This is a genomic window from Aurantiacibacter aquimixticola, assembly GCF_003605475.1.
Lineage (GTDB): Bacteria > Pseudomonadota > Alphaproteobacteria > Sphingomonadales > Sphingomonadaceae > Alteraurantiacibacter > Alteraurantiacibacter aquimixticola_B.
The window spans coordinates 356,595-380,509 of the sequence record NZ_RAHX01000001.1 but is presented as its reverse complement, the minus strand read 5'-3'; the positions used below and the strand labels follow the sequence as shown (position 1 = coordinate 380,509).

Here is a 23,915-nt window from a genome sequence, read left to right as displayed (position 1 = left end):
CAAGCCCGATGGCCGCCCAATACGCCTATGTCATGAAGAACATGACGAAGACCTTCCCCGGTGCGCAGAAGCCGGTGCTCTCCGACATCAATCTGCAATTCTATCGCGGGGCGAAGATCGGCATCGTCGGCCCCAACGGCGCGGGCAAGTCGACACTCATCAAGATCATGGCGGGCATCGACACCGACATCAGCGGCGAAGCATGGGCGGGCGAGAACATCACCGTCGGCTATCTGGAGCAGGAGCCGGAGCTCGACGAGAGCAAGACGGTGCTCGAAAACGTAAAGGATGGCGCGCGCGAAGTCGCGGACAAGGTGGACGAATACAACGCCGTCGCCGCGCAGATGGCGGAGCCGGACGCCGATTACGAGAAGCTGGGCGATCGCATGGCCGAATTGCAGGCGGAGATCGACGCGGTCGACGGGTGGACTCTCGACAACCAGCTTGAAATCGCAATGGAAGCGCTGCGCTGCCCGCCATCGGACATGGGCGTCCAGAGCCTTTCCGGCGGTGAGAAGCGCCGCGTCGCGCTCACCCGCCTGCTGATCCAGAAGCCCGATATCCTGCTGCTGGACGAGCCGACCAACCACCTCGATGCGGAGTCAGTCCAGTGGCTTGAAAACCACCTCAAGGAATATGCGGGCGCCGTGCTGATGATCACCCACGATCGCTACTTCCTCGACAATGTGGTCGGCTGGATCCTCGAACTCGATCGCGGTTCGTATTATCCGTATGAAGGCAATTACTCGACCTATCTCGAGAAGAAGGCCAAGCGCCTGGAGCAGGAAAGCCGCGAGGAATCCGGTAAGCAGAAAGCCCTTCAGCGCGAGCTCGAATGGATGCGGCAGACGCCCGCCGCGCGCCAGACCAAGAGCAAGGCGCGTATCCGCAAGTTCGACCAGCTGCAGGACGAGATGGGCAATCGCAAGCCGGGCAAGGCGCAGATCGTCATCCAGGTGCCCGAACGCCTCGGCGGCAAGGTGATCGAGGCAAAGGGCATCACCAAGGCTTACGGCGACAAGCTGCTCTTCGAAGACCTGTCCTTCATGCTGCCTCCGGGCGGCATCGTCGGCGTGATTGGACCCAACGGCGCGGGCAAGTCCACGCTGTTCAAGATACTGACCGGCAAGGAAGAGCCCGATAGCGGCAAGGTCGAAGTGGGCGACACCGTGCGCCTCGGCTATGTCGACCAGAGCCGCGACCACCTCGACCCCAAGAACAATGTCTGGGAGGAAATCTCCGACGGGCTCGATTACATGAAGGTCAACGGCCACGACGCCAGCACGCGCGCCTATGTCGGCGCGTTCAACTTCAAGGGGCCGGACCAGCAGAAGAATGTCGGCAAGCTCTCGGGCGGCGAACGCAACCGCGTACACATGGCCAAGATGCTGAAGGAAGGCGGCAACGTGCTGCTGCTGGACGAACCGACCAACGACCTCGACGTGGAAACGCTCTCCGCGCTTGAAGACGCCATAGAGAACTTCGCCGGCTGCGCCGTGGTCATCTCGCACGACCGCTTCTTCCTCGACCGTCTGGCCACGCACATCCTCGCGTTCGAGGGCGACAGCCATGTTGAGTGGTTCGAGGGGAATTTCGAGGCTTACGAAGAGGACAAGCGGCGGCGTCTGGGCGACGCGGCGGACCGTCCGAGCCGGGTGCAGTATAAGAAGCTGACTCGGTAAGGATATTGCTGATGCGCTTGCGGAATCTGTTGCTAGCTAGCCTAGCGCTTCTCCCTGCTTGTAGCGACTTGCAAAACGAGGCGAGAGAGGCCGAAAGTGACGGACGCGTCATCAGCAACGAGACGATGGCTGCGATGTATCCTGAGTCCTTTCGACCCGGCCATCCGCAATACCTTGAAAGAGATTTCGAAGCCGGCGCAGACTTCATTTGCGACGAACTGGAACTAAAACATGGGCGTGATCTCTGCTCGGAGCCGGAGATCAATTGGCGGGAATAAAGGTCCAAAACATCGCCTGTAGCTACCCTACACACTCCAACCGCTTCACATCCGGCTCCTCACCCTTCAGTTTCAGCTGCGCCAGGTCATAAGCGACCTGCATTCGCAGCAGCGTATCCGCCTTGACGCCGAATGCCTTCTCGAAACTCAGCGCCATGCGCGCGCTCATTGCGGAGCGGCCATTGAGCAAGGCACTCATGTTCTGGCGGCTCACGCCAATGTGCTTCGCCATCTCTGTCACCGAAATATTGTACGGCTCCAAAAAGGTCCGCAGCATCCACGGGCCGGGATGCGAAATGAGCGAGGGGTGCAGTTCGATACCCATTAATGATAATCCTCAAGATCGAGGTCGGCGACAGTCCGCTCGTCGACCTTGGTAAATGTCAGCCGCCAGTTCCGCGTGACCGTCATGGCGTAAGCGCCTTTCCGATCGCCGGTCAGCGCGTGGAAACCGTAATTGGGCGGCAGTGCGAGTTCATCGAAGCTCCCCGAAAAACGGAGCAGGTCGAGCATATCGGAAATGCGCTGAGGCTCGATCACACCTTTCGGCTTTCCGCTCTCGACAAAGCGCCGCAGCACCTTGTGCCTGATGCTTTCGATTTGCATCTTCTGTCATGTGAGGCATGGACAATGTATGTGTCAAGTGAGGCGTGACGAGTTAACGCTATAACGCTTTCCTACAGGATGGCCGCTGCCGCAGGGCAGGCTCATGCCCGTCACCTCCCCTCCTGAGAGCCAGAAAACCCGCCGCCAGCGCGGCTTTGCGCAGCCACGCAAGTGCCCGGAATTTCTCCTCCAGGACACTGTAACACCTGTAACACTCTTGCATGCCACGCAACACAGCGGCGGGTCAGGGCGTCACCCAGCGCGCCTCGCCAGCGGGCACTTGCAGCACCGCGCGGCGGTGGCCCTCATTGCTGAGATACAGCCAGTCGACCTCGCGCAAGGTCACCAGCAGCAGCGCGAAGTGCTCGCGCGCCGGGGCGACCTGCTCCTCCGTTGGCTGCACGCCCTCCGCCCAATCGGGCAGGCCGGAGGTAGGCGTATCGGAGATAGCGCCCGGCTCGGCTCCAAGATAGCAGCGGCGGGCGAAGTTGGTGCTCGCTGCCCATGCCGCATCGACCGTTTCGCCCTGCGTGGCGATTCGCCCCTCGCCCCGGCAGCGCATCTGCACCTTCGCCTCGCGATCATAGAACAGCACCCCGGCCGGCGCGCCCTCCCCGATCAGCTGCGCCTTCGGGGATCGCGCATCGGTATGGAAACGCAGCGTCCAGCTATCGGGATCGAAGGCCCGCAAGACCATAACGCGCATGTCCGCATCCGCCGTGCCGACGACCGGCGTATGGCACGCGGAACGGCGGCTGGCCGCACCTTCCGCGAGCTGGCGGGCGATGTCTGCGCGGATGTCGGAAAGGCTCTGCGTCACACCGCCTGCCTACGCATCGCGGCGCACAGGACAAGGAAAAGCTCGTTCAGCTTGGAGCACTCGAACATGAACGATAGCCTGACGAGGCGGTTCAGTTACGGGTCAGACCGAGGTGATACAAGTTGCGACATCGTAAAGCATCAGGGCCGCAGCACTCGGGCGGCATTGGTCAACATACAGGAGATGTTGCAATGCAACTCGCAAATCTACTCAAGTCCAGTGCCGTGGCCGCTCTGGCCGCTGCCCTGCTTGCGCCTGCCGCTCCGGCGGTCGCAGCCAGTGCGACGGTCGAAGGCGCATCGGAGCAGGACCGTCAGGATCGCCAGGCCCGCCGGGATCGCCGCGGCAATCGCGAGGCCCGCCAGGAACGCCGTCGTGGCAATCGTGAAGCGCGTCAGGAACGACGCGGCAATCAAGACCGCGCCGAGCGCCGCCGCGCCCCGCGCGAAGATGTGGAACGGCCGCGCGCTCGCCAGGAGCGCCGGACGGAACGTCGTCAGGAAGGTGCACAGCAGGAACGCCGCACCGAGCGTCGCCAGGAACGTGCTCAGCAGGAACGCCGGGCGGACCGCAGTCAGGAACGCGCTCGTCAGGAACGCCGGGCCGAACGCAGGCAGGATCGCGCTCGCGACCAGCGCCGCGATCAGCGCGAAGCCAGCCGTGAGCAGCGTGCACGCGATGCCGCGCGCAGCGTAAGGCGCAATGTCGGCAATCGCGATAGTCGCTATGACCGCCGCAATCGCGATCAGCGCCGCTATCGGGACCGCAACGGCTCGTATCGCGACGGCTATCGCGACGCACGCCGGGACAACCGGAACCGTCGCTATCGCGATCGCAATGGCAGCTATCGTGATGGATACCGCGACGCGCGCCGGGACTATCGCCGGTGGAACCGCCACAACTGGCGCAACGACCGTCGCTACAACTGGAACCGGCACCGGTATAACAACCGTCGCCTCTACAGCCTGGGACGCTATTACGCGCCGTATCGCGGATACCGCTATCGCCGCCTGAGCATCGGTTTCTACCTGGACAATCTGTTCTTCGGAAACCGGTACTGGATCAACGATCCTTGGCGCTACAGGCTGCCGGAAGTCTACGGCCCCTATCGCTGGGTTCGCTATTACGACGATGTCGTGCTGGTGGATGTCTATACCGGCGAAGTGGTCGACGTGATCCACGACTTCTTCTGGTAAGACGATCAACGATCATTGCCGGAGCGAGTGGCCGGTGATGGCCCCTCGGCCCTAGTGGCCGGGGGGTTTCGTCGTATCCTGGCGCACAAGCCCCTTGCCTACGCGGGGCGCGCCTCGATAAGCGGTCCATACGATGACCACCAAAACGAAAAGCGACTATCCCGACAATGCCGACCAGTCCGGCCTGAAGCGCGTGGGCGACAGCGTACGCGAGAGGCTGGCCGCCAATCCCGACGCTTACAAGGTGCCGAGCGACGAGGTCGAGCTGTACGCCATCGGCGACTTCATGACGGCTGCCGAATGCGCGAAGATGATGGAACTGATCGATGCCACCGCGCAGCCGAGCAGGGTCTTCGATCTCGACTATTCGAGCGGGTATCGCACATCCTATTCGGGCGATGTCGATCCGCACGATCCCTTCGTGAAGAAGATCAGCCGCCGCATCGACGATTTGCTCGATATCGATCCCAGTTTCGGCGAGGCGATACAGGGCCAGCGCTACATGCCGGGGCAGGAATTCCAGCCGCACAATGACTGGTTTCATCCCGGCACCACTTATTGGGACCTGGAAATGGGCGCAGGTGGGCAGCGCAGCTATACCGCGATGGTGTTCCTGAACGAGGTGGAGGCGGGCGGCACGACGGATTTCACCGATATCGGCCTCTCGATCGAGCCCAAGCCGGGCGTGATGCTGGCGTGGAACAACGCCTATCCGGACGGGCTGTGCAATCCCAAGACGATGCATGCCGGCCGGCCGGTGCAGGCGGGCAGCAAGTATATCATCACGAAGTGGTATCGCACCAAACGCTGGGGCTGATCAGCGGGCGAGCGCCTCGGCGATCAGCTTGCGGGTGTTTTCCACGCCGTAGAGCGCGATGAAACTGCCCATGCGCGGCCCCTGGGCGGAGCCGAGCAGCGTCTCGTAAAGCGCGCGGAACCAGTCGCGCAGGTTATCGAAGCCGTGCGACTCGACCTTGCCGATCTCGTAGACGATGGTCTGCAGATCCTCCGCCGCCGTCGCCGGGTCGACTTCGGCCAGCCGCGTATCGAGGTCGCGCAGCGCTGCGGCCTCTTGCTCGCTCGGCGCGCGTTTCTGCAAGGTCGGCGCGATGAAGTCGCGATTGTAGGCCAGCGCCTTGCCGACCAGCACATCCAGATCGGGATGCGCTTCGGGCCTCGCATCCTCGACATAATTGCCGAGATAGGACCAGACCTGCTCCCGGTCCGCCTCCGCGCCCAGCACGCCGACAAGGTTGAGCAGCAGGCCGTAAGTGACCGGCAGCGCGTCGCCCGCACCGGCAGGCGGCTGCGAAGGCGCGGCGTCCTTCACGCGCAGCAGGTTCCACACCGGATTGCCCAGCTGCTTGTCGACCGGCTGCTCGGCGAGGCGCTCGCGAAACTGCCAGTAATCGTCGACCGCGCGCGGGATCACGCCGACATGCAGCTGCTTGGCGCTCTTCGGATTGGGGAAGATGTAAAAGCCGAGGCTCTCCTCGCTGCCATAGGTCAGCCATTCCTCGATCGTCAGGCCATTGCCTTTCGACTTGGAGATCTTCTCGCCGTTCTCGTCGAGAAACATTTCGTAGATCAGCCCTTCCGGCTTGCGCCCGCCGAGCACCTTCACGATCCGCCCGGATTGCACGCCGCTATCGGTCAGGTCCTTGCCGTACATCTCGTAGTCGACGCCGAGCGCGTACCAGCGCATCGCCCAGTCGACCTTCCATTGCAGCTTGGACCGGCCGCCCAGAGCGGACTGTTCGACCACGCTGCCATCGCTATCCGTGAAGCGGATCGTGCCTGCTTCGGCATCGATCACCTCGACCGGCACTTGTAGCACATGCCCGGTGGTCGGACTGATCGGCAGGATGGGCGAGTAGGTCTGGCGGCGTTCCTCGCGCAAGGTCGGCAGCATGATGTCGAGGATCTGCTGGTTGCAGCGCAGCACCTGCCGCAGCGCATCGTCGAACCCGCCCGAATTGTAGCGATCGCTGGCAGCCACGAACTCGTATTCGAAGCCAAAGCGGTCGAGAAATTCGCGCAGCATCGCATTGTTGTGCGCGGCGAAGCTTTCATACTTCTCGAATGGATCTGGAATGCGGCTCAGCGGCTTATGGAGGTTCTCCTCCAGCAGCGCCTTGTTCGGCATGTTGTCGGGCACCTTGCGCAAGCCATCCATGTCGTCGCTGAAGGCGACCAGCCGGGTGGGTGCGGGAGAGCCATCACTGCTCGCCACGATCTCGTAGGCTTTGCGCACCAGCGTCGTGCGCAGCACTTCCTGGAACGTGCCGATATGCGGCAGGCCACTGGGGCCGTATCCGGTTTCGAACAGCACGGGTTCACCGCCGGGCTTGCCATCCGGATAACGCTTGAACAGTCGCTGCGCCTCCTGAAACGGCCAGGCCTTGGATGTGCGGGCGGCTGCAATGAGATCGTCGCTGAACATGGCGCCCGCATTCGCGTAAGGCGCGCCATGTTGCAAGAGCGAAGAGAAGGCCGACTTTGCCGGAACCGCAGCGTTTCTGCTCTGTTGGTGCGGTAACCAAAAGAATTCAGGGGTCGGAAATGGACTATCTCAGCACAATCCGCGAACAGGCAATGGGCATGTGGGAAGGCTTCATCAAGCTGCTCCCGAACCTCGCCATTGCGCTGCTCATCATCATCGTCACCTCGGTGGTGGTGAAGATCGCCGTCAAGATCGCCAACAGCGCGACCGAAAAGGCGAATATGCGCGAAGACCTGCGCCAGCTGGTTGCCACGCTGGTGAAGGTGCTGGTTTGGATTTTCGGCCTGATGATCGCGGCCGCGGTGGCGATTCCCGGATTTACGCCGGCGGGCATGATCGCCGGCCTCGGCATCGGCGCGCTCGCCATCGGTTTCGCCTTCCAGGACACGTTCGAGAATTTCCTCGCGGGTGTGCTCGTCATGCTGCGGGAAAAGATGCAGATCGGCGATGTGATCGAGGTGGAGGGTATCACCGGCAAGGTGGAGCGGATCACGCTGCGCGAGACCTATATCCGCCAGCTCTCCAACGAGCTGACCGTCCTGCCCAACTCGATGCTGTTCAAGAACCCGGTCAAGATCTTCACGGACGAGGACATTCGCCGCACCGAGGTCGTCGTCGGCGTTTCCTACGATGCCGACCTACCGGAGGCGAAGGATGCCATCCAGAAGGCGATGGACGGTCTCGATATCATCAAGAAAGACAAGCCGGTCGATATCTTTGCCGAGGAATTCGGCGGCAGCTCGATTAATTTCCTCGTTCGCTTCTGGTCCGAAAGCCGCCCGCGCGATCTTCGTGAAACGAAGAGCCAGGTGATCTTCGCGATCAAGAAAGAACTGGATGCGGCAGGCGTCGGCATCCCCTTCCCGATCCAGACGACGCTCTTCCCCGAAGCTCTGCGTGTCGAGCAAAAAAGCGTCGATCGCTTCAGCACAGAGGACAGCGCCTCCAACGTCTAGAAATCGAAGGAGATGCGTCCGTTCGCAACCGGCGGACGACGCTTTTCGCGCGCCGCCTTTTCCTGCTCGGCGCGCATGCGAGCTTCCTCCTGCGCGCGGCGCTTGGCGGCGGGATTGGTGCTGACCAGCCCGGCCGCGGCGGCGGCGCGATCGCTGGCTTCGGCCGCGCGTGCATTGGGCCTTATCTGCACCAGCGAAGACGGGTCGATCATGCGCGTCGGCTGCGGAGACTTCGGCCCGGAAGCTTCCGTCTTTGCGAATGCCGGATCGGGGACGGACGGTGTCCGAGCGGGTGTCGCCACAGGTTCCGGAGCGGGTTCGGGCTCGGGCGCGGCCTCTTCCACGGGCTTGGGTTCCGCATAGCGTTCGGCGGGTCGGTAAGGCTCGATCCTGTCGACCATCAAATCCTGCGCCGTGCCGCGTCCTCTCCACCACACTACGAACAGACCGATCATCGCCGCCGGGAACAGCAGCGCGAACGCCAACCACAACCAGCCTAGGCCAATGCCCTCGCTTGCTGGCTCGGAAATTTTCGGCGCGGGCGCGGTTTGCTCTGCTTCCGGAAGGGGAAGATCGAAGGACGATGCGCCGACGTCCGGCTGCGAGGTGGGCTCGACCGGCTGCTCCGAGGGTGCGATTTCGGCTGGTGCGGACTGCGCAGTCGCTTGCGGAGTTGATGGGGCACTTTGCGGCGCTGGCGCCGAACGCTGCGGCGTAGGCGTCGCGCTGGCAGTCGGACGCGGCGTCGGCTCGGCTCGCACGGGCAAATCCTGCACCACCGGCGCATTGCGCGGCGCGGCGCTTGGCGTGGGCGTCGGCGTAGAATTCGGTCCCGGCGGCAGCTGGAAATCGTTCGGGATTGTCTGCACGCGGTCGACAGGCGTGGGTTGCGCATTCGGCTGCGGCTGCGCGTCCTGCGCGGCCACGGCCTGCGGCAAGGCAAGCGCGCCGAGCAAAAGGGCTATTCTCTGCGATCCCGTCATCACGGCCGCTGCCATAGACGATCGCCGCGCCGCTTGCCTGAACGATTGTTCATCCTGCGCGCACTCTCGCACTGCCTGTGGCATAGCGGCGACAATCTGCTCCGAAAGCGCGGCAAAGCGAGGTTGGCAGCGATATCCTCGGCTCGGCTCTCTCTCGGCGTTTACTTTTCGTTCCGGTCCGCGATAGTGGGGCTAAATGGCCGCGCAGCCCCTCCCTCTTCCTGCCATTCATGCCAGCCATTCCGGCAGCTGGATTAGCGCCGCCAATGGCGAAACGCGCGGGGTGGCCAAGGGCGAGGCGGTGATGGCAGCCGCCGACACGCCGCACCTGTTGTTGAACGCGCCACTGGTGGCAACGCGGCTCGGCTACCCCGATCTGTCCGGCCTCGACCTGCTGGAATTGTTCGCTTTCATCCACCCTGCGCGCTTTTGCGTACCGACGCCGAAGGGATTGGCGCACGCACTCGATCTCGACGAGCCGGCGGACGGGGCCGACGTGCCCGCTTTCCTTCAGGCGGCGGCGGGCGTGCTGCTGGCGCGGTGTGAGGCGGATGACTGGGCCGAGCGCGAAGGCGCGTGGAGCGTGCTGCAATCGCTGCAACGCCTGCGCTGGCCATGGGCGCAAGTGCTTTCCCCGCATGTGGCCAAGCCGCAGCGGGCGGAAAAATGGCTCTTCTCTCGCCTGCCGGAATGGGAAGAGAGCGCCGAGAGGCCGCAGCCAGCGCAAGTCACGCTCGGCGAAAGCGAAATTCGTGGCCAGCTGGAGCAGCTGACCGGCAGCGATGCCGAACGCCGTGAAGGCCAACGCGATTACGCCGGCGCGGTCGGCGGTATTTTCCAGCCCCGGCAAAAGCGTGATAGACCAAATGTGCTGCTGGCCGAGGCTGGCACCGGCATCGGCAAGACTCTGGGCTATCTCGCCCCCGCTTCGCTCTGGGCGGAACGGTCCAAGGGTACGGTCTGGGTCAGCACCTATACCAAGAACCTGCAGCGGCAGCTGCGCGCCGAAGCGCGTCGGGCGTGGCCGGAACGGCGCATGGATGGCTCGCAGCCTGTGGTGGTGCGCAAAGGGCGCGAGAACTACCTCTGCCTGCTCAATCTGGAGGACGCACTGCAAGGCGGCTTCGGCGGGCGCGCGGCGGTGCTCGCGCAGCTGGTGGCGCGCTGGGCGGCGTTCTCGCGCGATGGCGACATGATCGGCGGCGACTTGCCCGGCTGGCTCGGCACGCTGTTCCGCCAGCGCGCCATCCGCAGCCTGACGGACCAGCGCGGCGAGTGCATATATGCAGGTTGCCCGCATTACCGAAAATGCTTCATCGAACGCGCGGCAAGAGCATCCGCGCAGGCCGATCTCGTCATCGCCAATCACGCGCTGGTGATGGTCAATGCCGCGCGCGGGCGGGACCATGCGCAAAAGCCGACCCGCATCGTATTCGACGAAGGCCATCACGTTTTCGACGCTGCCGACAGCACCTTCTCCGCCGCGCTGACCGGGCAGGAAACGATCGAACTTCGGCGCTGGATCGTCGGCCCGGAACGCGGCTCGAAAGGCCGTCGCCGCGGCCTCGCCGCGCGACTTGCCGATGTCGCCAGCTACGACGATGCAGGCGGCGAAGCGATCGAGGCCGCCCGTACCGCCGCCGAATCGCTGCCGTCGGATGGCTGGCTCGGCCGCCTTGCGGAAAATGCGCCCAGCGGAGAAATCGAGACGCTGCTCGCCGCCGTGCGCGCTCTCACCTACGCCCGCGACGAAAGCGGCGCGATGGATGCGGGCTATGGCATAGAGACCGAGGCCGCCGGGCTGGAAGGTGATTTCATCGACCGCGCGCAGGCCGCCGCCCAAGCGCTTTCCGCCATTCGCATCCCGCTCATCAAGCTCGGCGTCCGGCTGGAAGCGATGCTGGAGGACGCGCCCGACTGGCTGGACGGCCAAGGCCGCGCTCGCATCGAAGGCGCGCGCTTTTCGCTCAGCTGGCGGATCGACACGCTGGCAGCATGGGAAGCCCTGCTGGGACGGCTCGGCGGCGCGCAGGATCCGGAATTCGTGGATTGGCTGGCGGTCGACCGAAACGACGCGCGCGAATTCGACATCGGCCTCTACCGCCACTTCCTCGACCCGATGAAGCCGTTCGCCAACACCGTGCTCGAAGGCGCGCATGGAGTCATGCTGACAAGCGCCACGCTTACGGACCGGATCGAGGGCGGGCGCGACTGGGGCAAGGCCATCGCCCGATCCGGCGCGCCGCATATCGAAGTGCAGCCGCGCACAGCCGAAGCGGAAAGCCCGTTCGATTATGCCAGCAATGCCGAAGTGCTGATCGTTACCGATGTGAAGAAAGGCGACCTGGCAGGCCTTGCCGGAGCATACGCCCGCATCGTCGAGGCCTCGGGCGGCGGTGTGCTCGGGCTATTCACCGCCATCCGCCGCCTGCGCGCCGTGCATGGCCGCATCGCTGACAGGCTCGCGCGCGCCGGATTGCCGCTCTACGCCCAGCATGTCGATCCCATCGACACCGGCACGCTGGTCGACATTTTTCGCGACGATCCGCTTTCCAGCCTGCTTGGCACCGATGCCTTGCGCGACGGGGTGGATGTGCCGGGCGAATCCTTGCGCTGCGTCGTGATGGAGCAGGTGCCGTGGCCCAAGCCCAGCATCCTGCACCGCGCCCGCCGCGCCGCCGGGGGTGGCAGTGCCCATGACGACAGCATCATTCGCGGGCGACTGGCGCAGGCCTTCGGACGACTGATCCGCAGCCGGGAGGATCGCGGACATTTCGTCGTGCTTTCCCCCGCCTTCCCCAGCCGCCTGCTGACCGCCTTTCCCGATGGCGTTCCTGTCATCAGGCTGACGCTGGACGAGGCTTTACAACGCCTCTCCGGCGGTGTTTCTGAAAACGCCCCCGAAACGCCGTCCATCATCGAAGAGGATCTGCCCTTTTGAAACGCCTCGGCCTGCTGCGCCACGCCAAGTCCGACTGGGACGACATGTCCCTGCGCGATTACGATCGCGGGCTGAACGATCGCGGGCGCAAGGGCGCGGCGCTGATGGGGAAGCATGTGCGCGAATACGGGGCGAAGTTCGACGTCGCCCTCGCCAGCCCCGCACAACGGGTGAAGCGCACGCTGGAAGCAAGCGAACTCGATCTCGACATCCGCTTCGACGAGCGCGCCTATCTCGCCGATGCCTCGACATTGATGACCCTGCTGCGCGCGGTCGACGGCCATCCGGAAGCTGTTCTGCTGGTGGGCCACAATCCCGGCCTGCAGGAGCTTGCGCTCGAACTCGTTCCGGCGGAACGGGAGAACGACCTGTTCGGCGAAGTCATGCAGAAATATCCGACCGCGGCATTTGCCGTGTTCGAACTCGACATCGACAGCTGGGACGATCTTGCGCCCGGCTGCGGTTCGCTCGTCCATTTCGCCCGGCCGCGCGATCTCGATCCCGCGCTTGGGCCTGAGGACTAGTCGCTGGTTGCAGGTGCGGATAGCAGGTCCAACTGCCGTTCCACACTGCGCTTGATCCGGCCGGTCCACTCGCTTGGGTCCATTGTCGGGCCGAAGCGTTGCGCGCGCAGCGCGACATGGCCGTGGACGAGCGCGAAGAGATCGGTCGCGATCCGTCGCCCCTCGCCTGCGGCACCCGGTAGGCGCTCGACCAGCTCGACGAAGCGATCGTAATTGGCGAGCGCGATACCTCGTGCCGTATCGGTCGGCTCGAACCCGGCATTCTGCGCGGCAAACATCAAGCGGTAATGCTGCGGCTGGGACCGGGCGAGCGCGAGATATTCGTCCACCGCTTCCAGCACGGCCTCACGCGCGGTGCGTCCGCTCGCCCCGGCGGCACTGGCGGCGGCGCCCAACCGTTCGAAACCGCGCACGAACAGCGCATCGAGCAGGCCCGGTTTGCCCTTGAAATGTCGGTAGATCCCGATGGTGGACTGCTTCGCCCGCCGCGCCACTTCGCGCACGGTCAGCCCTTCGAGCGACACGTCCTCGATCGCCTCGGCGGCCACGTCGATCAATCTGTCGCGATTTTCCATGCCGCTCCTTGTCGCAAGCCATGTTGCGAGGCAATGATAACGCTGTTATCAGAAACGAGCAATGGCAGTGCTGACCAATCTCCTCACCCAGCTTGATTCGGCGAGCCCCCGCGTCGCAGCGCAGGCGGCGCACTTCCTTTTCACCCATCCCCTGCCCCCGGCCATCGGCACGAAGTCGGAAAAGCGGCTCGCCATGCTGGCGCAGCGCAAGCTGGCGGAAGGCGAGCGCGCGGATCTGACCGTCGCCGGCTATCGCATCGCGACGTATCGGTTCGCCGCCACCGCGCCGCGTATCGGCACGATCCTGATGGTGCATGGCTGGACGAGCGCCGCCGCTTTCATGACCGCGCCCATCACTCGGCTGCGTGCCATGGGCTACAATGTCGTCGCCTACGATATGCCTGCGCATGGCAAATCGAGTGGTCGGCGCGCGGAATTGATGGATTGTGTGCTCGCCCTCATCGCCGTTGCCGACCATTTCGGGCCGATCGACCATGTCATCGCGCACAGTTTCGGTGGACCTGTCACCACCCTAGCCCTGACGAGCGAAGCCAGCGCCGGGCTGACCGACGAAACCGGCCTGATCTTCATAGCGTCACCCAACAGGCTGGGCGACGTTACCGAGGGCTTCGCCCGATATATCGGCCTGACGCGAGATGCGCAGGCGATCTTCGAAGAGATGCTGGTCGAGCCTTTCGGCGTCGATCTGGACGCGATGGATGCGAGCCTGATGCTGTCGGACCTGCCGAACCCGCTGACCGTGCTGCATTCCAGGGATGATCGCGAAGTCGCCTTCGACGCGGCTGAGAAATTCGCTGCATTGGGCGAGCGAGTGGACCTGCGTGCCCTGGACGGTCTCGGCCATCGGCGCATTCTTCACGCGCAGCCGAGCCTTTCTGTTTTGATGGAAGCCGTGCAGCCTTAGCTTTTGCTCAAGCCTCTAGCGCGGCGGACAGCCTGTCGCGTATCGCGCGCAATTGCTCCACCGTATCGGAAGCCACGCGCGCTGCGGGGGTCGGCGAAACCGATGCGGCGCTGTCGGCCAGCTGAACGGTCGTGCCGGACGCACCGGCGGACTGGATCGCCTTCTTCGCGCCCTTCAGCGTGTAGCCTTCCTGGTTCACCAGGCGATTGATCGTTTCGACCAGCGCCACGTCTTCGGCGCGATACAGTCGCCGGCCGCCGCTTCGTTTCAGAGGCTCCAGCATCGGGAATTGCTGTTCCCAGTATCGCAGGACATGCGGCTTTATCCCAAGTGCGGAGGACACTTCGCCGATAGTACGCATCGCGCCATCGGCCTTGCCATCGTCGAAAAGCGGCCCTGCACCCGTCATCCGGCGCTTGCGATCCTGTCTTTCAATTTCTGGCTGGCGCGGAACGTCATGACGCGCCGCGGTGTGATCGGCACTTCGATGCCGGTCTTGGGATTGCGGCCGACACGTTCCTTTTTGTCCCGAAGGACGAAACTGCCGAAGCCGGAAATCTTCACATTTTCGCCATCGGTCATGGCGTCGCACATCTTGGCGAGGATATCCTCGACCAGGTCGAGGCTTTCCGAACGCGAAAAGCCCATCTTGTGATTGATCGTTTCGGCAAGGTCGGCCCTGGTCAAGGTTCCGACGGATCGCATCATGTCCACGCGCACTACTCCAAAATTCGACCGACCCGACTCGAAGTAGTGAACCTAAATTTGTTAATATGCAAGGCAGCGCGCCTTGATTCTTATGGACAATTTAGACGCGGAGCAGGCTGGCGCCCCAGGTGAAGCCTCCGCCCATCGCTTCCAGCATGACCAGATCGCCCGGTTTGATGCGGCCATCCTTGCGCGCGACATCGTAGGCGAGCGGTACGGAAGCCGCTGATGTATTGGCGTGGCGATCGACAGTGACGATCACCTTGTCCATCGACAGGCCCAGCTTGCGTGCGGTGGCATCGAGGATCCGGGCATTGGCCTGGTGCGGCACGATCCAGTCGATATCGCCCGGCGCGAAGCCCGCATTGTCGAGCACTTCGCCCAGCACGTCCGCCAGATTGACGACGGCGTGGCGAAAGACCTCGCGCCCCTTCATCCGCAGCTTCCCTACTTCGCCGGTGGTGGATGGACCGCCATCGACATGCAGCAGTGGCGCGTATTCGCCATCGGCATGCAATTTCGTGGCAAGGATGCCTGCGCCGCCTTCGGAGACGTCCCGTGCTTCCACGACGAATGCGCCCGCGCCGTCTCCGAACAAGACGCAGGTGGTGCGATCTTCCCAGTCAAGGATACGGCTGAACGTCTCCGCTCCGATCACGATGGCGCGCTTCGCCATGCCGCTGCGCAGCATCGCGTCCGCCGTGCCCAGCGCGTAGAGGAAGCCCGAACACACGGCCTGAACGTCGAATGCCGGAAAGCCGCGTCCGCCCAGAGCGTGCTGCACGGTGGTGGCGGTGGCGGGAAAGGTCTGGTCCGGCGTCGCGGTGGCAAGGACGATCAGGTCGATATCGCCGATGGCGCAGCCGGCATCGTCCAGCGCTGCCTTCGCGGCGGCGGTGGCGAGCGATCCCGTGGTCTCGTCGTCACTCGCAATGTAGCGCTGGGTGATACCGGTTCGCTCACGAATCCAGTCGTCGCTGGTGTCGACACGCTCCGCCAGCTCAGCATTGCTGACGCATTTTGCCGGCAGTGCGGAGCCGCATCCGGTCACGACGGAGCGGATCATTTTGCTGCCTCGGCCTCGCTCGATGCAGCAGAGCCATTGCCGTTAGCGCCCCCATTCGCACCATGCCGCAGCGTGTCCTCGCCGAGTTCGGCAAGGTCGGCGGCGATGCGCTGGGTGATGTCGTTTTCGAGCAGGCGCGCGCACACATCCACCGCGTTCGCCACACCCTTGGCATTGGCGCTTCCATGCGATTTCACAAGCACGCCGTTGAGGCCGAGGAAGACCCCGCCATTGTGATTGTTCGGATCGAGATGATGCTTCAGCAACTCGGTCGCCGGGCGGCTGACCAGGAAACCGATTTTGGAACGCAGCGAGCTCGTGAAGGCATCGCGCAGCAGGTCCGTCACGAAGCGGGCCGAGCCTTCGATGGCTTTTAGCGCGATATTTCCGGAGAACCCGTCCGTCACCACGACGTCCACCTCGCCGCGATTAATCTTGTCGGCCTCGATGAAGCCGTCGAATTGCATGGCGAGGCCGGTCGCGTCGGTCAGTCGCTGGCTGGCATCGCGCAGATCGTCCGTGCCTTTGATGCTTTCGGTGCCGATATTGAGCAATCGCACACGCGGCGTGGCGGTGCCGGTGACGATGCGCGCATAGGCCGCGCCCATGATGGCGAACTGTACGAGATTGCGGGCGTCGCATTCGGTGTTTGCGCCCAGGTCGAGCATGACCACGTCCTGCTCCCCGAGCGTGGGCATGATCCCGGCGAGTGCGGGCCGATCGAGGCCGGGCATGGTGCGCAGCGCAATCTTGCCCATCGCCATCAGCGCGCCGGTATTGCCCGCGCTGACGGCCGCGCCGCATTCGCCTTCCTTCACCGCATTGATGGCGAGACCCATGCTGGTGGTCTTGGCGCGGCGGATGGCGCGGCTGGGCTTTTCATCGCCCTCCACCACTTCATCGGCGTGCAGGATTTCGCTGGCCGAGCGCATGGCGGGATGATCTTCGAGCGCGGCCTTGATCCGCGCTTCGTCACCCACCAGCAGGAATTTGAATTTGTCATGCCGGCGGCGCGCCATGGACGCGCCATCGACCATTACGCGCACGCCTTCATCCCCGCCCATCGCGTCGACTGCGATACGCGGGAGGCTCATGCGCTCAATCCTTCCTGGCGAAGGGGCTTAAAGACCCTTGGGCTCGATCACCTGGCGGCCATTATAATGGCCACAGGCATTGCAAAGCATATGGGGACGCTTCAGCTCGCCGCAGTTGGAGCATTCGTGGAAGGCTTCGACCTTCAGCGAATCATGCGACCGGCGATTGCCCCGGCGATGCGGCGATACTTTTCTCTTAGGGACAGCCATTGCGGCACCTGTTCCTTGAAATCGTTCAAAATCTGTTCGGGTGCCGCCCTAGGCCAAGCCGGAATGGCGCGCAAGCGCGCTGTACCGAAGCCAAAGGATGCGGCGAAGGCGCGCGCTATACCGATTTCTCACGCGCTTGCAAGCGTGGTGGACCGCGCTTACGCACCCGGCTTCGGACGGGAAGGAACACCGACAATGGCAGACCTGCATATTTCGCTGCTGAGCATCGCGCTGGCCGCAAGCCTCAACCTGTGGCTCGCCATCAGATGCAGCAAGGTGCGCATCAGCGACAAGGTGCTGCATGGCGATGGCGGTAATGCGGCGCTCGCCAAGCGGATGCGCGCCCATGCCAATTTCATCGAATACACGCCGATCGGCCTGCTGCTGATCCTCGTGATCGATCTAGGCCACCATCACGGCTGGGCACTCGCCGCCATCGCCCTCGCCTTTCTTGGCGGGCGTGTCCTGCATGCCTTCGGGATGGAAGCGGACAAGCCGAACAAGCTGCGGATGATTGGCACGCTAACGACCTGGATCTGCTACGCTATCCTGATCGGCTGGGCCGTGCTGGTGGCCCTCGGCGTCGCATAGCGCCCGCTAGTCGCCAGCCGCCATCGCGGCATCGCCGACGAAGGGGTTGCTCTGCCGTTCGCGGCCGAAGGTGCTGGTCGGGCCGTGGCCGGGCACAAAGGCGATATCGTCGCCGAGCGGCCAGAGCTTCTTGGTGATCGCGTCGAGCAGCGACTGGTGATCGCTCATCGGGAAATCGGTGCGGCCGATACTCCCTTGGAACAGCACGTCGCCGACGAATGCAAAATTCGCTTCCTTGCTGACGAAAACAACGTGGCCGGGCGTGTGGCCGGGGCAGTGGATGACATCGAGCGTCACCTCGCCGAAGCTCACCGCGTCGCCATCCTGCAGCCAGCGGGTCGGCTCGAAAACCTCGCATTGCATGCCGAAGCGCGGCCCGTCCTCGTCCAGCCGGGAAATCCAGAAGCGGTCGGCTTCATGCGGCCCCTCGATCGGCAGGCCCAGCTCCTTCGCCAGCATACCCGCCTGCCCGCAGTGATCGGCATGGCCGTGGGTGAGCAAAATTTTCTCCAGCGTCACACCAGCCTTGGCGACCGCATCCTTCAGCTTGTCCAGCTCTCCGCCGGGATCGACCAGCGCCCCGCGCATGGTCTTGGTGCACCAGACCAGCGAGCAATTTTGCTGAAAGGGCGTGACGGGAACGATGGCGGCACGGATCGGGCTTTGCTGCGTCATGGATCGCTAGGTGGCGGCGAAGCGCCGCGCTTGCAAGCGCCTACTCGGCCTCTTCGCTCTCGGCAATGTGGTTCACCACATAGATCGCCACCGCGCCCATTTGCGCGCAGTCGACGGCGACGCAGCGATGGTTGAACCACACCTGTCCGTCCCCGATCATGCCGCCCGTATCGCGTTCGAAAATGTCGTCGGGGTCCTGCGCCATGATCGCGGCGCGCGTCGGCGTGTCGAAGATCTGGTCGAAATGCCGTTCAAGATAAGCGCGGCGCTGCACGATGTAGGAACCGTTCGGCCCGTTCACCCGAAGCGGCAGACGCACCATGTCCACCACCGCCTCGCGGTCGTTCGCTTCGAACGCGTCCTGCAATGCGCGGACGAAATCGGCGTACTCGGCGGCGTGAGAAGCGGGAGCAGTCGGCGCAGGTCTGGATGTCGAAGCATCTTGGGCATGAGCAGACACCGCCGCGAGCGGCAGCATCAAAGCCGCAACAATGCAAAAGACGCGATGGATGGTCACTGGCTGCATAATGGTAGAACCCACCGGCAGCAGAAACGTTCTCGCGTTGCAGTGCTAATGATCCAATCTATGGAACGGCTGCTTTCGACCCCAGTTACCGACGCGTTCGCTATGATTCCATTCACCCAAAACCAGACGTCTAGTTTGGATCGCATTATGCCTCATCAGCATTCCGGCGCAGCATGACCTTCATGAAGGGTTGCCAATGGCCAGCTTCGGTCAGTTGCTCCCACTGTCCCGAAAGAACATCTCCACTTTCCGAAAACTGACCGGAGAACCGAAGGTATGCGCCTTCGATGTTCCAGGCCGGTCCCTCAAACCAGCATGAATAGTCGCTAAACGACCCATCGGGATCATAGCTGCGCGAGACAAAACCTTCGCCCGACGGATTGAGCGCGATGACTTCGAAGGATTGATGGCGTTGCCCGCCCATATCGGCGTCCACGTCATGATGAAGAAATTTCCGGTTTGCAGACCAGGAATATACGTCCGTCGCATGTGAGACATCGCCTGTCGCCCCATCCTCTCGGTGCATTGTGATCGTCGTTTTCCAGCTACCGACAAGTCGCGCCAGGCTCTCAAATCGCTTGTCGTTCCCCATTCTTGGCTCCTGCGATGATCCGGACTGTCAGCTGTCGACTACGTTAATGAGATTACCAGCAGGATCGCGGAAATAGAAGCGCCTGAGGCCCCATTCCTCCTTCACCGGCCCGTAAACCACCTCTGCTCCAGCAGCGCGAACTGCGGCCTCGGAAGCATGAAGGTCATCCACACCGATTGAAATGACCGGCAGGTCCGTTCCGGAACCTCCTTGCGAGGCGGTATGCAGCTCGATTTTCTGCGTCGCGTCGCTTGCGAGAAACGAGATCCACCCCTTGTCCAAGGGCAAATCCAATTCGAACACTTCTTGATAAAACTTGGCCAGAGCGATGGGATCGGGCGCGGAAAGATTTGCGACGATCCTGGTGACACCCATAGCTTTAGCCTCCTGCATCTGAGCGCAAACACGAGCAGATTTGAGTATAGTTCGAAAATTACTCACAGATCATAGCATAAATAAGCGTATGTCCGACTGCTTTTGTCACGCTAAAACTGTTAGTCCGCTGACAAGCCGTCATTGACTTTGCACCAACGACCGAGTGCTTTATGATGGAGGTATGAAGTTCATCACTCTCAATCGCGCGTCCGCTTTTCCGCTGATTTAGCGAACCGGTTTCGGCTCAGTCGGCGGCTCTGCCGCCCGATGACACACGCTTATTTGAGAGATTTTATGCAATTCAATTCAGAACCAGCGCTCAGCGCAGATGACATTGCCTCGTTCATCCGCGACGGCTTCGTCCGTATCGACGAGGCTTTCAGCACACACACCGCAGAACAAGCTCGCGCTATCCTGTGGAAGGCCACCGGATGCGACCCTAATGATCGTTCGACGTGGGTCGGGCCGATTGTGCGTCTGGATCAGTTCAGCCAACCCCCGTTCCGGCAGGCGGCGAATACGCCGAAACTGCATGAAGCATTCGACCAGCTCGTCGGTCCCAACCGATGGTGCCCTCGTGAAAGCCTCGGCACCTTCCCAATCCGTTTTCCCTCGGAGGAAATGCCCGGTGACGATGGTTGGCATATCGATCCAAGTTTCGGATATGACCACCCGGACTTCATGGAATGGCGTGCCAATATAAGCAGCAAAGGACGAGCCTTGCTGATGCTTTTCCTGTTCTCTGATGTTGGTGTCGACGATGCGCCGACCCGCATCCGCATTGGATCGCATATCGACATAGCCAGGCAACTATCATCAGCAGGCGAGGCCGGACTTACTCTGCGCGAGCTGGCTGCGGATGGCTTCGCAAGCTCGGCGCAGCGGAGAGAGGAATTAGCCGCGGGAAATGCTGGCACAGTGTATCTGTGCCATCCGTTCATTGTGCATGCGGCGCAGCGGCACCGGGGAACAGCGCCACGCTTCATGGCACAGCCTCCCCTCATGCCGTGTGAGCCCATCAATTTAAGCCGGACGAACGGGCACTATTCGCCGGTTGAGCAGGCAATCTTGAACGCGATCTCACGCCCAAAAGCGTAACGAGTAGCCTGATAGGTCTGTCTGCTTTTCGTTCTTGAGCGCCAAAAGCAGAAGGGCTGCTCACCACCCGATATCCGCCATTCACACCCGCCCGCTCTTCCAAACCACGCGCCCGATGATCTCGAACTCCTCCGCGCCGACCTGGATCGGCGGATAGGCGAGGTTCTGGCTCAGCAGACTGAAATGGCCCCCTCCCCTGCTGGCCACGCGCTTCACCAGCAGGCTGTCGTCCAGCCGCACCACATGGACGCCGTCACGGAAGGGCTGTTCGCGGCGGTCGACCAGCACTTCGTCGCCTTCGCGCAGCAGCGGCTCCATCGAGTCGCCAACGACGCGGATGGCGGAGAGATGCGCGCCATCCAGCCCCTGCTCGGTCAGCCAGCGGCGGGAAAAGCGGAAACTGTCGAAGGGAATCTCCTGCGCGCTCACCGCGCCCGGCCCGGCGCTCGCATCCACATCCAGTCGTGGCACGTCCACCCAGTCGCCCTTGGCTTTCGGAACGTAGGAATTATCCTTCGGACCGCCCAGCGCCGATTCGTCCAGGCCAAGGAATTGCGCTAGCTTCCGGCGGTCTTCCTCTTCCAGCTTTCGCGGGCTGCCCTTGGTGATATATTGCTGAAGATACGTGGAATTACGGCCGATCATCCGCGACAACGCGGCAAGGCTGCTGCCCTTCTCCCGCGCGGCCTCCGCCAATGTCTCGCGTGCGCTCATGCTTTCCTACCCTTCTTTAACGGAACCTTCCTACGCGATGTATTTTTCCTAGACAAGTAGGATTTCAGAGGCTGTCCTGCGTTTTATCGAGTCGGTGCGAGTCGCCAGCTCGAGGGGTTCAACACAATGCCAAGGGTCACGCCGATGCTCATCCGCAAGATCGAAGTCTTTCTCCGCCACACCAGAATGCCGCCCACGAAATTCGGGCGCCTCGCCGCGCGCGATCCGCGCTTCGTGCTCGACCTGCGCAATGGTCGCACACCGCGCGCCGCGATGGAGAGAAGGGTGGAACATTTCATGAACGAATATCGGGAGGCGACCAATGCGTATTGATCCCGCCGTGCTCCCCCCGCCCTTGCGCAAACGCCGACGCGGCGTGCGCGGCAAGCTCGCCGATGCGCTGCTGGAGTTGGCCGGCGGGCACGGCCATATCGCCTCTCACACGGAAAAGGCCTGGGCGAGCATCACTTTCGCCGGGGCTCGCCACCGGGTGGAATTGGTTTTTGCGGGTGAGAAAGCGGTGGAAGCGGGCGAATGCTTCATCGCTTTTCTGCCGGAATATGAATTTGCGATACCGAAGCAGTTGGTCGCCGATGCCGCCGTGGTCGGCGTCGATCATATCGCCCAGCCGCCGGGGCTGACCGTGCGCTGCGAATTGCTTTTGTTGGAGGAGGGTTGAGATCGCATCCGGTCCTTGCACGTCATTGCGAGCGAAGCGTGGCAATCCAGTTACGGCGGGGCTGGATTGCCACGTCGCCTGTGGCTCCTCGCAATGACGTAAATCGAGTCAGTAGTTTCGTTGACACTTGCTGCATGGGCATGTGTTTCATCAACTAACGCCGCCTGATCACCAAATTCCGAATTTCGGTCATGTCCTCCATGGCAAAGCGTATTCCCTCGCGGCCGAGGCCGGAGTCCTTGACCCCGCCATAGGGCATATTGTCTACGCGGTAGCTGGGCACGTCATTGATGACCACGCCGCCGACATGCAGCCTGTCCCACGCATCGAACATGGCGAACAGGTCGCGGGTGAAGATGCCCGCCTGCAGGCCGAATTCGCTGCGGTTCACCTCATCCAGCGCCTCGTCCATCGTGGCGAAGGGCTGGAGGATGGCGAGCGGGCCGAACGCTTCTTCGTTGATGGCCTTGGCGTGCTTGTCCACGCCTTCGAGAAGGGTTGCTTCGAGCATGTTGCCCTCGCACCCACCGCCGCACAGCAGCGTCGCACCTTCGGCCACCGCCTCGTCGATCCAGCCCTTGAGGCGCTGCGCCTCGCCTTCGGAGATCATCGGGCCAATGAAGGTGTCGCGGTCCTTCGGGTCGCCGGATTTGAGAGTGCGAGTCTTCTCGACCAGCATGTCCCTGAACCGGTCGTAGATATCCTCGTGGATCAGGATCCGCTGGACGCCGATGCAGCTCTGGCCGGACTGGTAGAAGGCGCCGAAGACGATGCGCTCCAGCGCGTCTTCCAGATCGGCGTCGCGATCGACCACCACGGCGGCATTGCCACCCAGTTCGAGGACGACCTTTTTCTTGCCGCTCCTCGCCTTCAGCGCCCAGCCGACGGCGGGCGACCCGGTAAAGCTCAGCATTTTGAGCCGCTCGTCCTCGGTGAACAGGTCAGCACCGTCGCGGCTGGCGGGCAGGATGGAGAACGCGCCTTCCGGCAGGTCCGTCTCGGCAAGGATCTCGCCGATGATCAGCGCGCCGAGCGGGGTCTTGCTCGCTGGCTTCATCACGAAGGGGCAGCCCACCGCGATGGCGGGCGCGATCTTGTGCGCGGCGAGGTTGAGCGGAAAGTTGAAGGGAGAGATGAAACTGCACGGGCCGACCGGATAGCGTTTCCAGATCGATTGGTAGCCCTTCGCGCGCTCGCTGATATCGAGCGGCATCACCTCGCCATACATGCGCGTCGATTCCTCGGCGGCGATGACGAAGGTGTCGATCAGCCGCGTGACCTCGCCCTCACTGTCGCCGATGGGTTTGCCCGCCTCGACGCACAGCGCATAGGCGAGCTCGTCGAACCGCTCGCGAAAGCGGTCCACGCAATGTTCGAGCACAGCCTTGCGCTCGTAACTGGCGAGCCGCGCCATCGGCTCGGTCGCATGCACCGCGCCAGCGATGGCTTTGTCGATGATCTCGGGATCGGCCTGCGCGACACGGAAGGCGACTTCGCCGGTATATTTGTCGGTCACCGCTAGGTCGGTGTTGGGCTGCTCGGGCTTGTTGTTGAGATAGAGCGGGTAGGTGTCGTTGAGTTTGGGCATGCAATCTCCT

Annotated in this window: 28 protein-coding genes; 11 read left to right on the top strand and 17 right to left on the bottom strand. The window is 62.9% G+C overall.

Translation table 11 applies throughout. The features are described 5' to 3' along the window. The first annotated feature begins 8 nt into the window (after positions 1–8). A complete protein-coding gene (gene ettA / locus D6201_RS01960; RefSeq protein WP_120047173.1) occupies positions 9–1,682 on the top strand; it encodes an energy-dependent translational throttle protein EttA in 1,674 nt (557 codons plus the stop codon). A 300-nt stretch (positions 1,683–1,982) separates the two neighbouring features. On the opposite strand, the gene D6201_RS01950 is transcribed toward ettA, so the two are convergent. The 3 genes from D6201_RS01950 to D6201_RS01940 form a co-directional block, all read right to left on the bottom strand. Next, positions 1,983–2,285, bottom strand: a complete 303-nt coding sequence (locus D6201_RS01950) for a HigA family addiction module antitoxin (protein ID WP_193725682.1) — start codon at positions 2,283–2,285, stop codon at positions 1,983–1,985. Further along, positions 2,285–2,566, bottom strand: coding sequence for a type II toxin-antitoxin system RelE/ParE family toxin (locus D6201_RS01945; protein ID WP_120047171.1), 282 nt, complete (start codon positions 2,564–2,566; stop codon positions 2,285–2,287). The genes D6201_RS01950 and D6201_RS01945 overlap by 1 nt, the downstream gene beginning before the upstream one ends. Before the next feature lie 244 nt (positions 2,567–2,810). Next, positions 2,811–3,386 carry a pyridoxamine 5'-phosphate oxidase family protein gene (locus D6201_RS01940; RefSeq protein WP_120047170.1) on the bottom strand — a complete coding sequence of 192 codons (576 nt, stop codon included), beginning with the start codon at positions 3,384–3,386 and terminating at the stop codon, positions 2,811–2,813. A 191-nt stretch (positions 3,387–3,577) separates the two neighbouring features. On the opposite strand from D6201_RS01940, the gene D6201_RS01935 reads away from it, so the two are divergent. Both D6201_RS01935 and D6201_RS01930 read left to right on the top strand, forming a co-directional pair. Continuing rightward, positions 3,578–4,582 carry an RcnB family protein gene (locus tag D6201_RS01935; RefSeq protein WP_120047169.1) on the top strand — a complete coding sequence of 335 codons (1,005 nt, stop codon included), beginning with the start codon at positions 3,578–3,580 and terminating at the stop codon, positions 4,580–4,582. A gap of 133 nt (positions 4,583–4,715) precedes the next feature. Beyond that, positions 4,716–5,399, top strand: a complete 684-nt coding sequence (locus D6201_RS01930; RefSeq protein ID WP_120047168.1) for a prolyl hydroxylase family protein — start codon at positions 4,716–4,718, stop codon at positions 5,397–5,399. On the opposite strand, the gene D6201_RS01925 is transcribed toward D6201_RS01930, so the two are convergent. Next, entirely contained in the window at positions 5,400–7,025 is a 1,626-nt protein-coding gene (locus D6201_RS01925; RefSeq protein ID WP_120047167.1) for a lysine--tRNA ligase, read from the bottom strand. A gap of 119 nt (positions 7,026–7,144) precedes the next feature. Between D6201_RS01925 and D6201_RS01920 the strand changes: the two genes are divergently transcribed. Next, on the top strand, positions 7,145–8,041 hold the full coding sequence (locus tag D6201_RS01920; protein WP_120047166.1) for a mechanosensitive ion channel family protein: 897 nt from the start codon (positions 7,145–7,147) through the stop codon (positions 8,039–8,041). Here D6201_RS01920 and D6201_RS01915 read toward each other — a convergent pair. Then, positions 8,038–9,039, bottom strand: a complete 1,002-nt coding sequence (locus D6201_RS01915) for a hypothetical protein (RefSeq protein WP_133303920.1) — start codon at positions 9,037–9,039, stop codon at positions 8,038–8,040. The two genes, D6201_RS01920 and D6201_RS01915, sit on opposite strands and share 4 nt — an antisense overlap. A 181-nt stretch (positions 9,040–9,220) precedes the next feature. Here D6201_RS01915 and D6201_RS01910 point away from each other — a divergent pair, with 181 nt between their 5' ends. Further along, a complete protein-coding gene (locus D6201_RS01910) occupies positions 9,221–11,965 on the top strand; it encodes an ATP-dependent DNA helicase (protein WP_120047164.1) in 2,745 nt (914 codons plus the stop codon). Continuing rightward, positions 11,962–12,489, top strand: a complete 528-nt coding sequence (locus tag D6201_RS01905; protein WP_120047163.1) for a SixA phosphatase family protein — start codon at positions 11,962–11,964, stop codon at positions 12,487–12,489. The genes D6201_RS01910 and D6201_RS01905 overlap by 4 nt, the downstream gene beginning before the upstream one ends. Here D6201_RS01905 and D6201_RS01900 read toward each other — a convergent pair. After that, a complete protein-coding gene (locus tag D6201_RS01900) occupies positions 12,486–13,064 on the bottom strand; it encodes a TetR/AcrR family transcriptional regulator (protein ID WP_120047162.1) in 579 nt (192 codons plus the stop codon). The two genes, D6201_RS01905 and D6201_RS01900, sit on opposite strands and share 4 nt — an antisense overlap. Before the next feature lie 61 nt (positions 13,065–13,125). Between D6201_RS01900 and D6201_RS01895 the strand changes: the two genes are divergently transcribed. Next, on the top strand, positions 13,126–13,989 hold the full coding sequence (locus tag D6201_RS01895) for an alpha/beta hydrolase (RefSeq protein WP_120047161.1): 864 nt from the start codon (positions 13,126–13,128) through the stop codon (positions 13,987–13,989). 7 nt (positions 13,990–13,996) lie between these two features. Here D6201_RS01895 and D6201_RS01890 read toward each other — a convergent pair whose 3' ends face one another. From D6201_RS01890 to rpmF, 5 genes are all read right to left on the bottom strand, one after another. Further along, a complete protein-coding gene (locus D6201_RS01890) occupies positions 13,997–14,398 on the bottom strand; it encodes a MerR family transcriptional regulator (protein ID WP_120047160.1) in 402 nt (133 codons plus the stop codon). Further along, the gene (locus D6201_RS01885; protein ID WP_165853470.1) at positions 14,395–14,697 is read right to left on the bottom strand and encodes an integration host factor subunit alpha; all 303 of its coding nucleotides are present in this window, start codon (positions 14,695–14,697) and stop codon (positions 14,395–14,397) included. The genes D6201_RS01890 and D6201_RS01885 overlap by 4 nt, the downstream gene beginning before the upstream one ends. Positions 14,698–14,797: 100 nt before the next feature. After that, positions 14,798–15,763, bottom strand: coding sequence for a beta-ketoacyl-ACP synthase III (locus D6201_RS01880; protein ID WP_120047159.1), 966 nt, complete (start codon positions 15,761–15,763; stop codon positions 14,798–14,800). Beyond that, positions 15,760–16,857, bottom strand: coding sequence for a phosphate acyltransferase PlsX (gene plsX, locus D6201_RS01875; protein ID WP_120047158.1), 1,098 nt, complete (start codon positions 16,855–16,857; stop codon positions 15,760–15,762). Before plsX ends, D6201_RS01880 begins: the two co-directional genes overlap by 4 nt. 27 nt (positions 16,858–16,884) lie before the next feature. Then, positions 16,885–17,067, bottom strand: coding sequence for a 50S ribosomal protein L32 (rpmF, locus tag D6201_RS01870; RefSeq protein ID WP_082126465.1), 183 nt, complete (start codon positions 17,065–17,067; stop codon positions 16,885–16,887). A 195-nt stretch (positions 17,068–17,262) separates the two neighbouring features. Between rpmF and D6201_RS01865 the strand changes: the two genes are divergently transcribed. Continuing rightward, complete coding sequence (locus D6201_RS01865; protein ID WP_120049138.1) at positions 17,263–17,658, top strand: MAPEG family protein; 396 nt, start codon at positions 17,263–17,265, stop codon at positions 17,656–17,658. A gap of 6 nt (positions 17,659–17,664) precedes the next feature. Here D6201_RS01865 and D6201_RS01860 read toward each other — a convergent pair whose 3' ends face one another. From D6201_RS01860 to D6201_RS01845, 4 genes are all read right to left on the bottom strand, one after another. Beyond that, positions 17,665–18,333, bottom strand: coding sequence for an MBL fold metallo-hydrolase (locus D6201_RS01860; protein ID WP_277949472.1), 669 nt, complete (start codon positions 18,331–18,333; stop codon positions 17,665–17,667). A 40-nt stretch (positions 18,334–18,373) separates the two neighbouring features. Then, positions 18,374–18,700 carry a hypothetical protein gene (locus D6201_RS01855; RefSeq protein WP_133303919.1) on the bottom strand — a complete coding sequence of 109 codons (327 nt, stop codon included), beginning with the start codon at positions 18,698–18,700 and terminating at the stop codon, positions 18,374–18,376. A gap of 304 nt (positions 18,701–19,004) precedes the next feature. After that, entirely contained in the window at positions 19,005–19,451 is a 447-nt protein-coding gene (locus D6201_RS01850; protein WP_120047156.1) for a DUF1579 family protein, read from the bottom strand. Positions 19,452–19,478: 27 nt separating this feature from the next. Then, positions 19,479–19,826, bottom strand: coding sequence for a VOC family protein (locus tag D6201_RS01845; protein WP_120047155.1), 348 nt, complete (start codon positions 19,824–19,826; stop codon positions 19,479–19,481). A gap of 267 nt (positions 19,827–20,093) precedes the next feature. On the opposite strand from D6201_RS01845, the gene D6201_RS01840 reads away from it, so the two are divergent. Then, positions 20,094–20,924 (top strand): phytanoyl-CoA dioxygenase family protein, encoded by an 831-nt coding sequence (locus tag D6201_RS01840; protein WP_199798172.1) that lies wholly within the window; start codon positions 20,094–20,096, stop codon positions 20,922–20,924. Between the two features lie 81 nt (positions 20,925–21,005). Here D6201_RS01840 and D6201_RS01835 read toward each other — a convergent pair whose 3' ends face one another. After that, positions 21,006–21,638, bottom strand: coding sequence for a LexA family transcriptional regulator (locus D6201_RS01835; RefSeq protein WP_120047153.1), 633 nt, complete (start codon positions 21,636–21,638; stop codon positions 21,006–21,008). Between the two features lie 144 nt (positions 21,639–21,782). Here D6201_RS01835 and D6201_RS01830 point away from each other — a divergent pair, with 144 nt between their 5' ends. Then, entirely contained in the window at positions 21,783–21,971 is a 189-nt protein-coding gene (locus tag D6201_RS01830) for a hypothetical protein (RefSeq protein WP_120047152.1), read from the top strand. After that, a complete protein-coding gene (locus D6201_RS01825) occupies positions 21,961–22,317 on the top strand; it encodes a hypothetical protein (RefSeq protein ID WP_165853469.1) in 357 nt (118 codons plus the stop codon). The genes D6201_RS01830 and D6201_RS01825 overlap by 11 nt, the downstream gene beginning before the upstream one ends. 154 nt (positions 22,318–22,471) lie before the next feature. Here D6201_RS01825 and D6201_RS01820 read toward each other — a convergent pair whose 3' ends face one another. Further along, positions 22,472–23,905: an aldehyde dehydrogenase family protein gene (locus tag D6201_RS01820; RefSeq protein WP_120047151.1), complete on the bottom strand. Its 1,434-nt coding sequence runs from the start codon at positions 23,903–23,905 to the stop codon at positions 22,472–22,474. Positions 23,906–23,915: the final 10 nt, after the last annotated feature.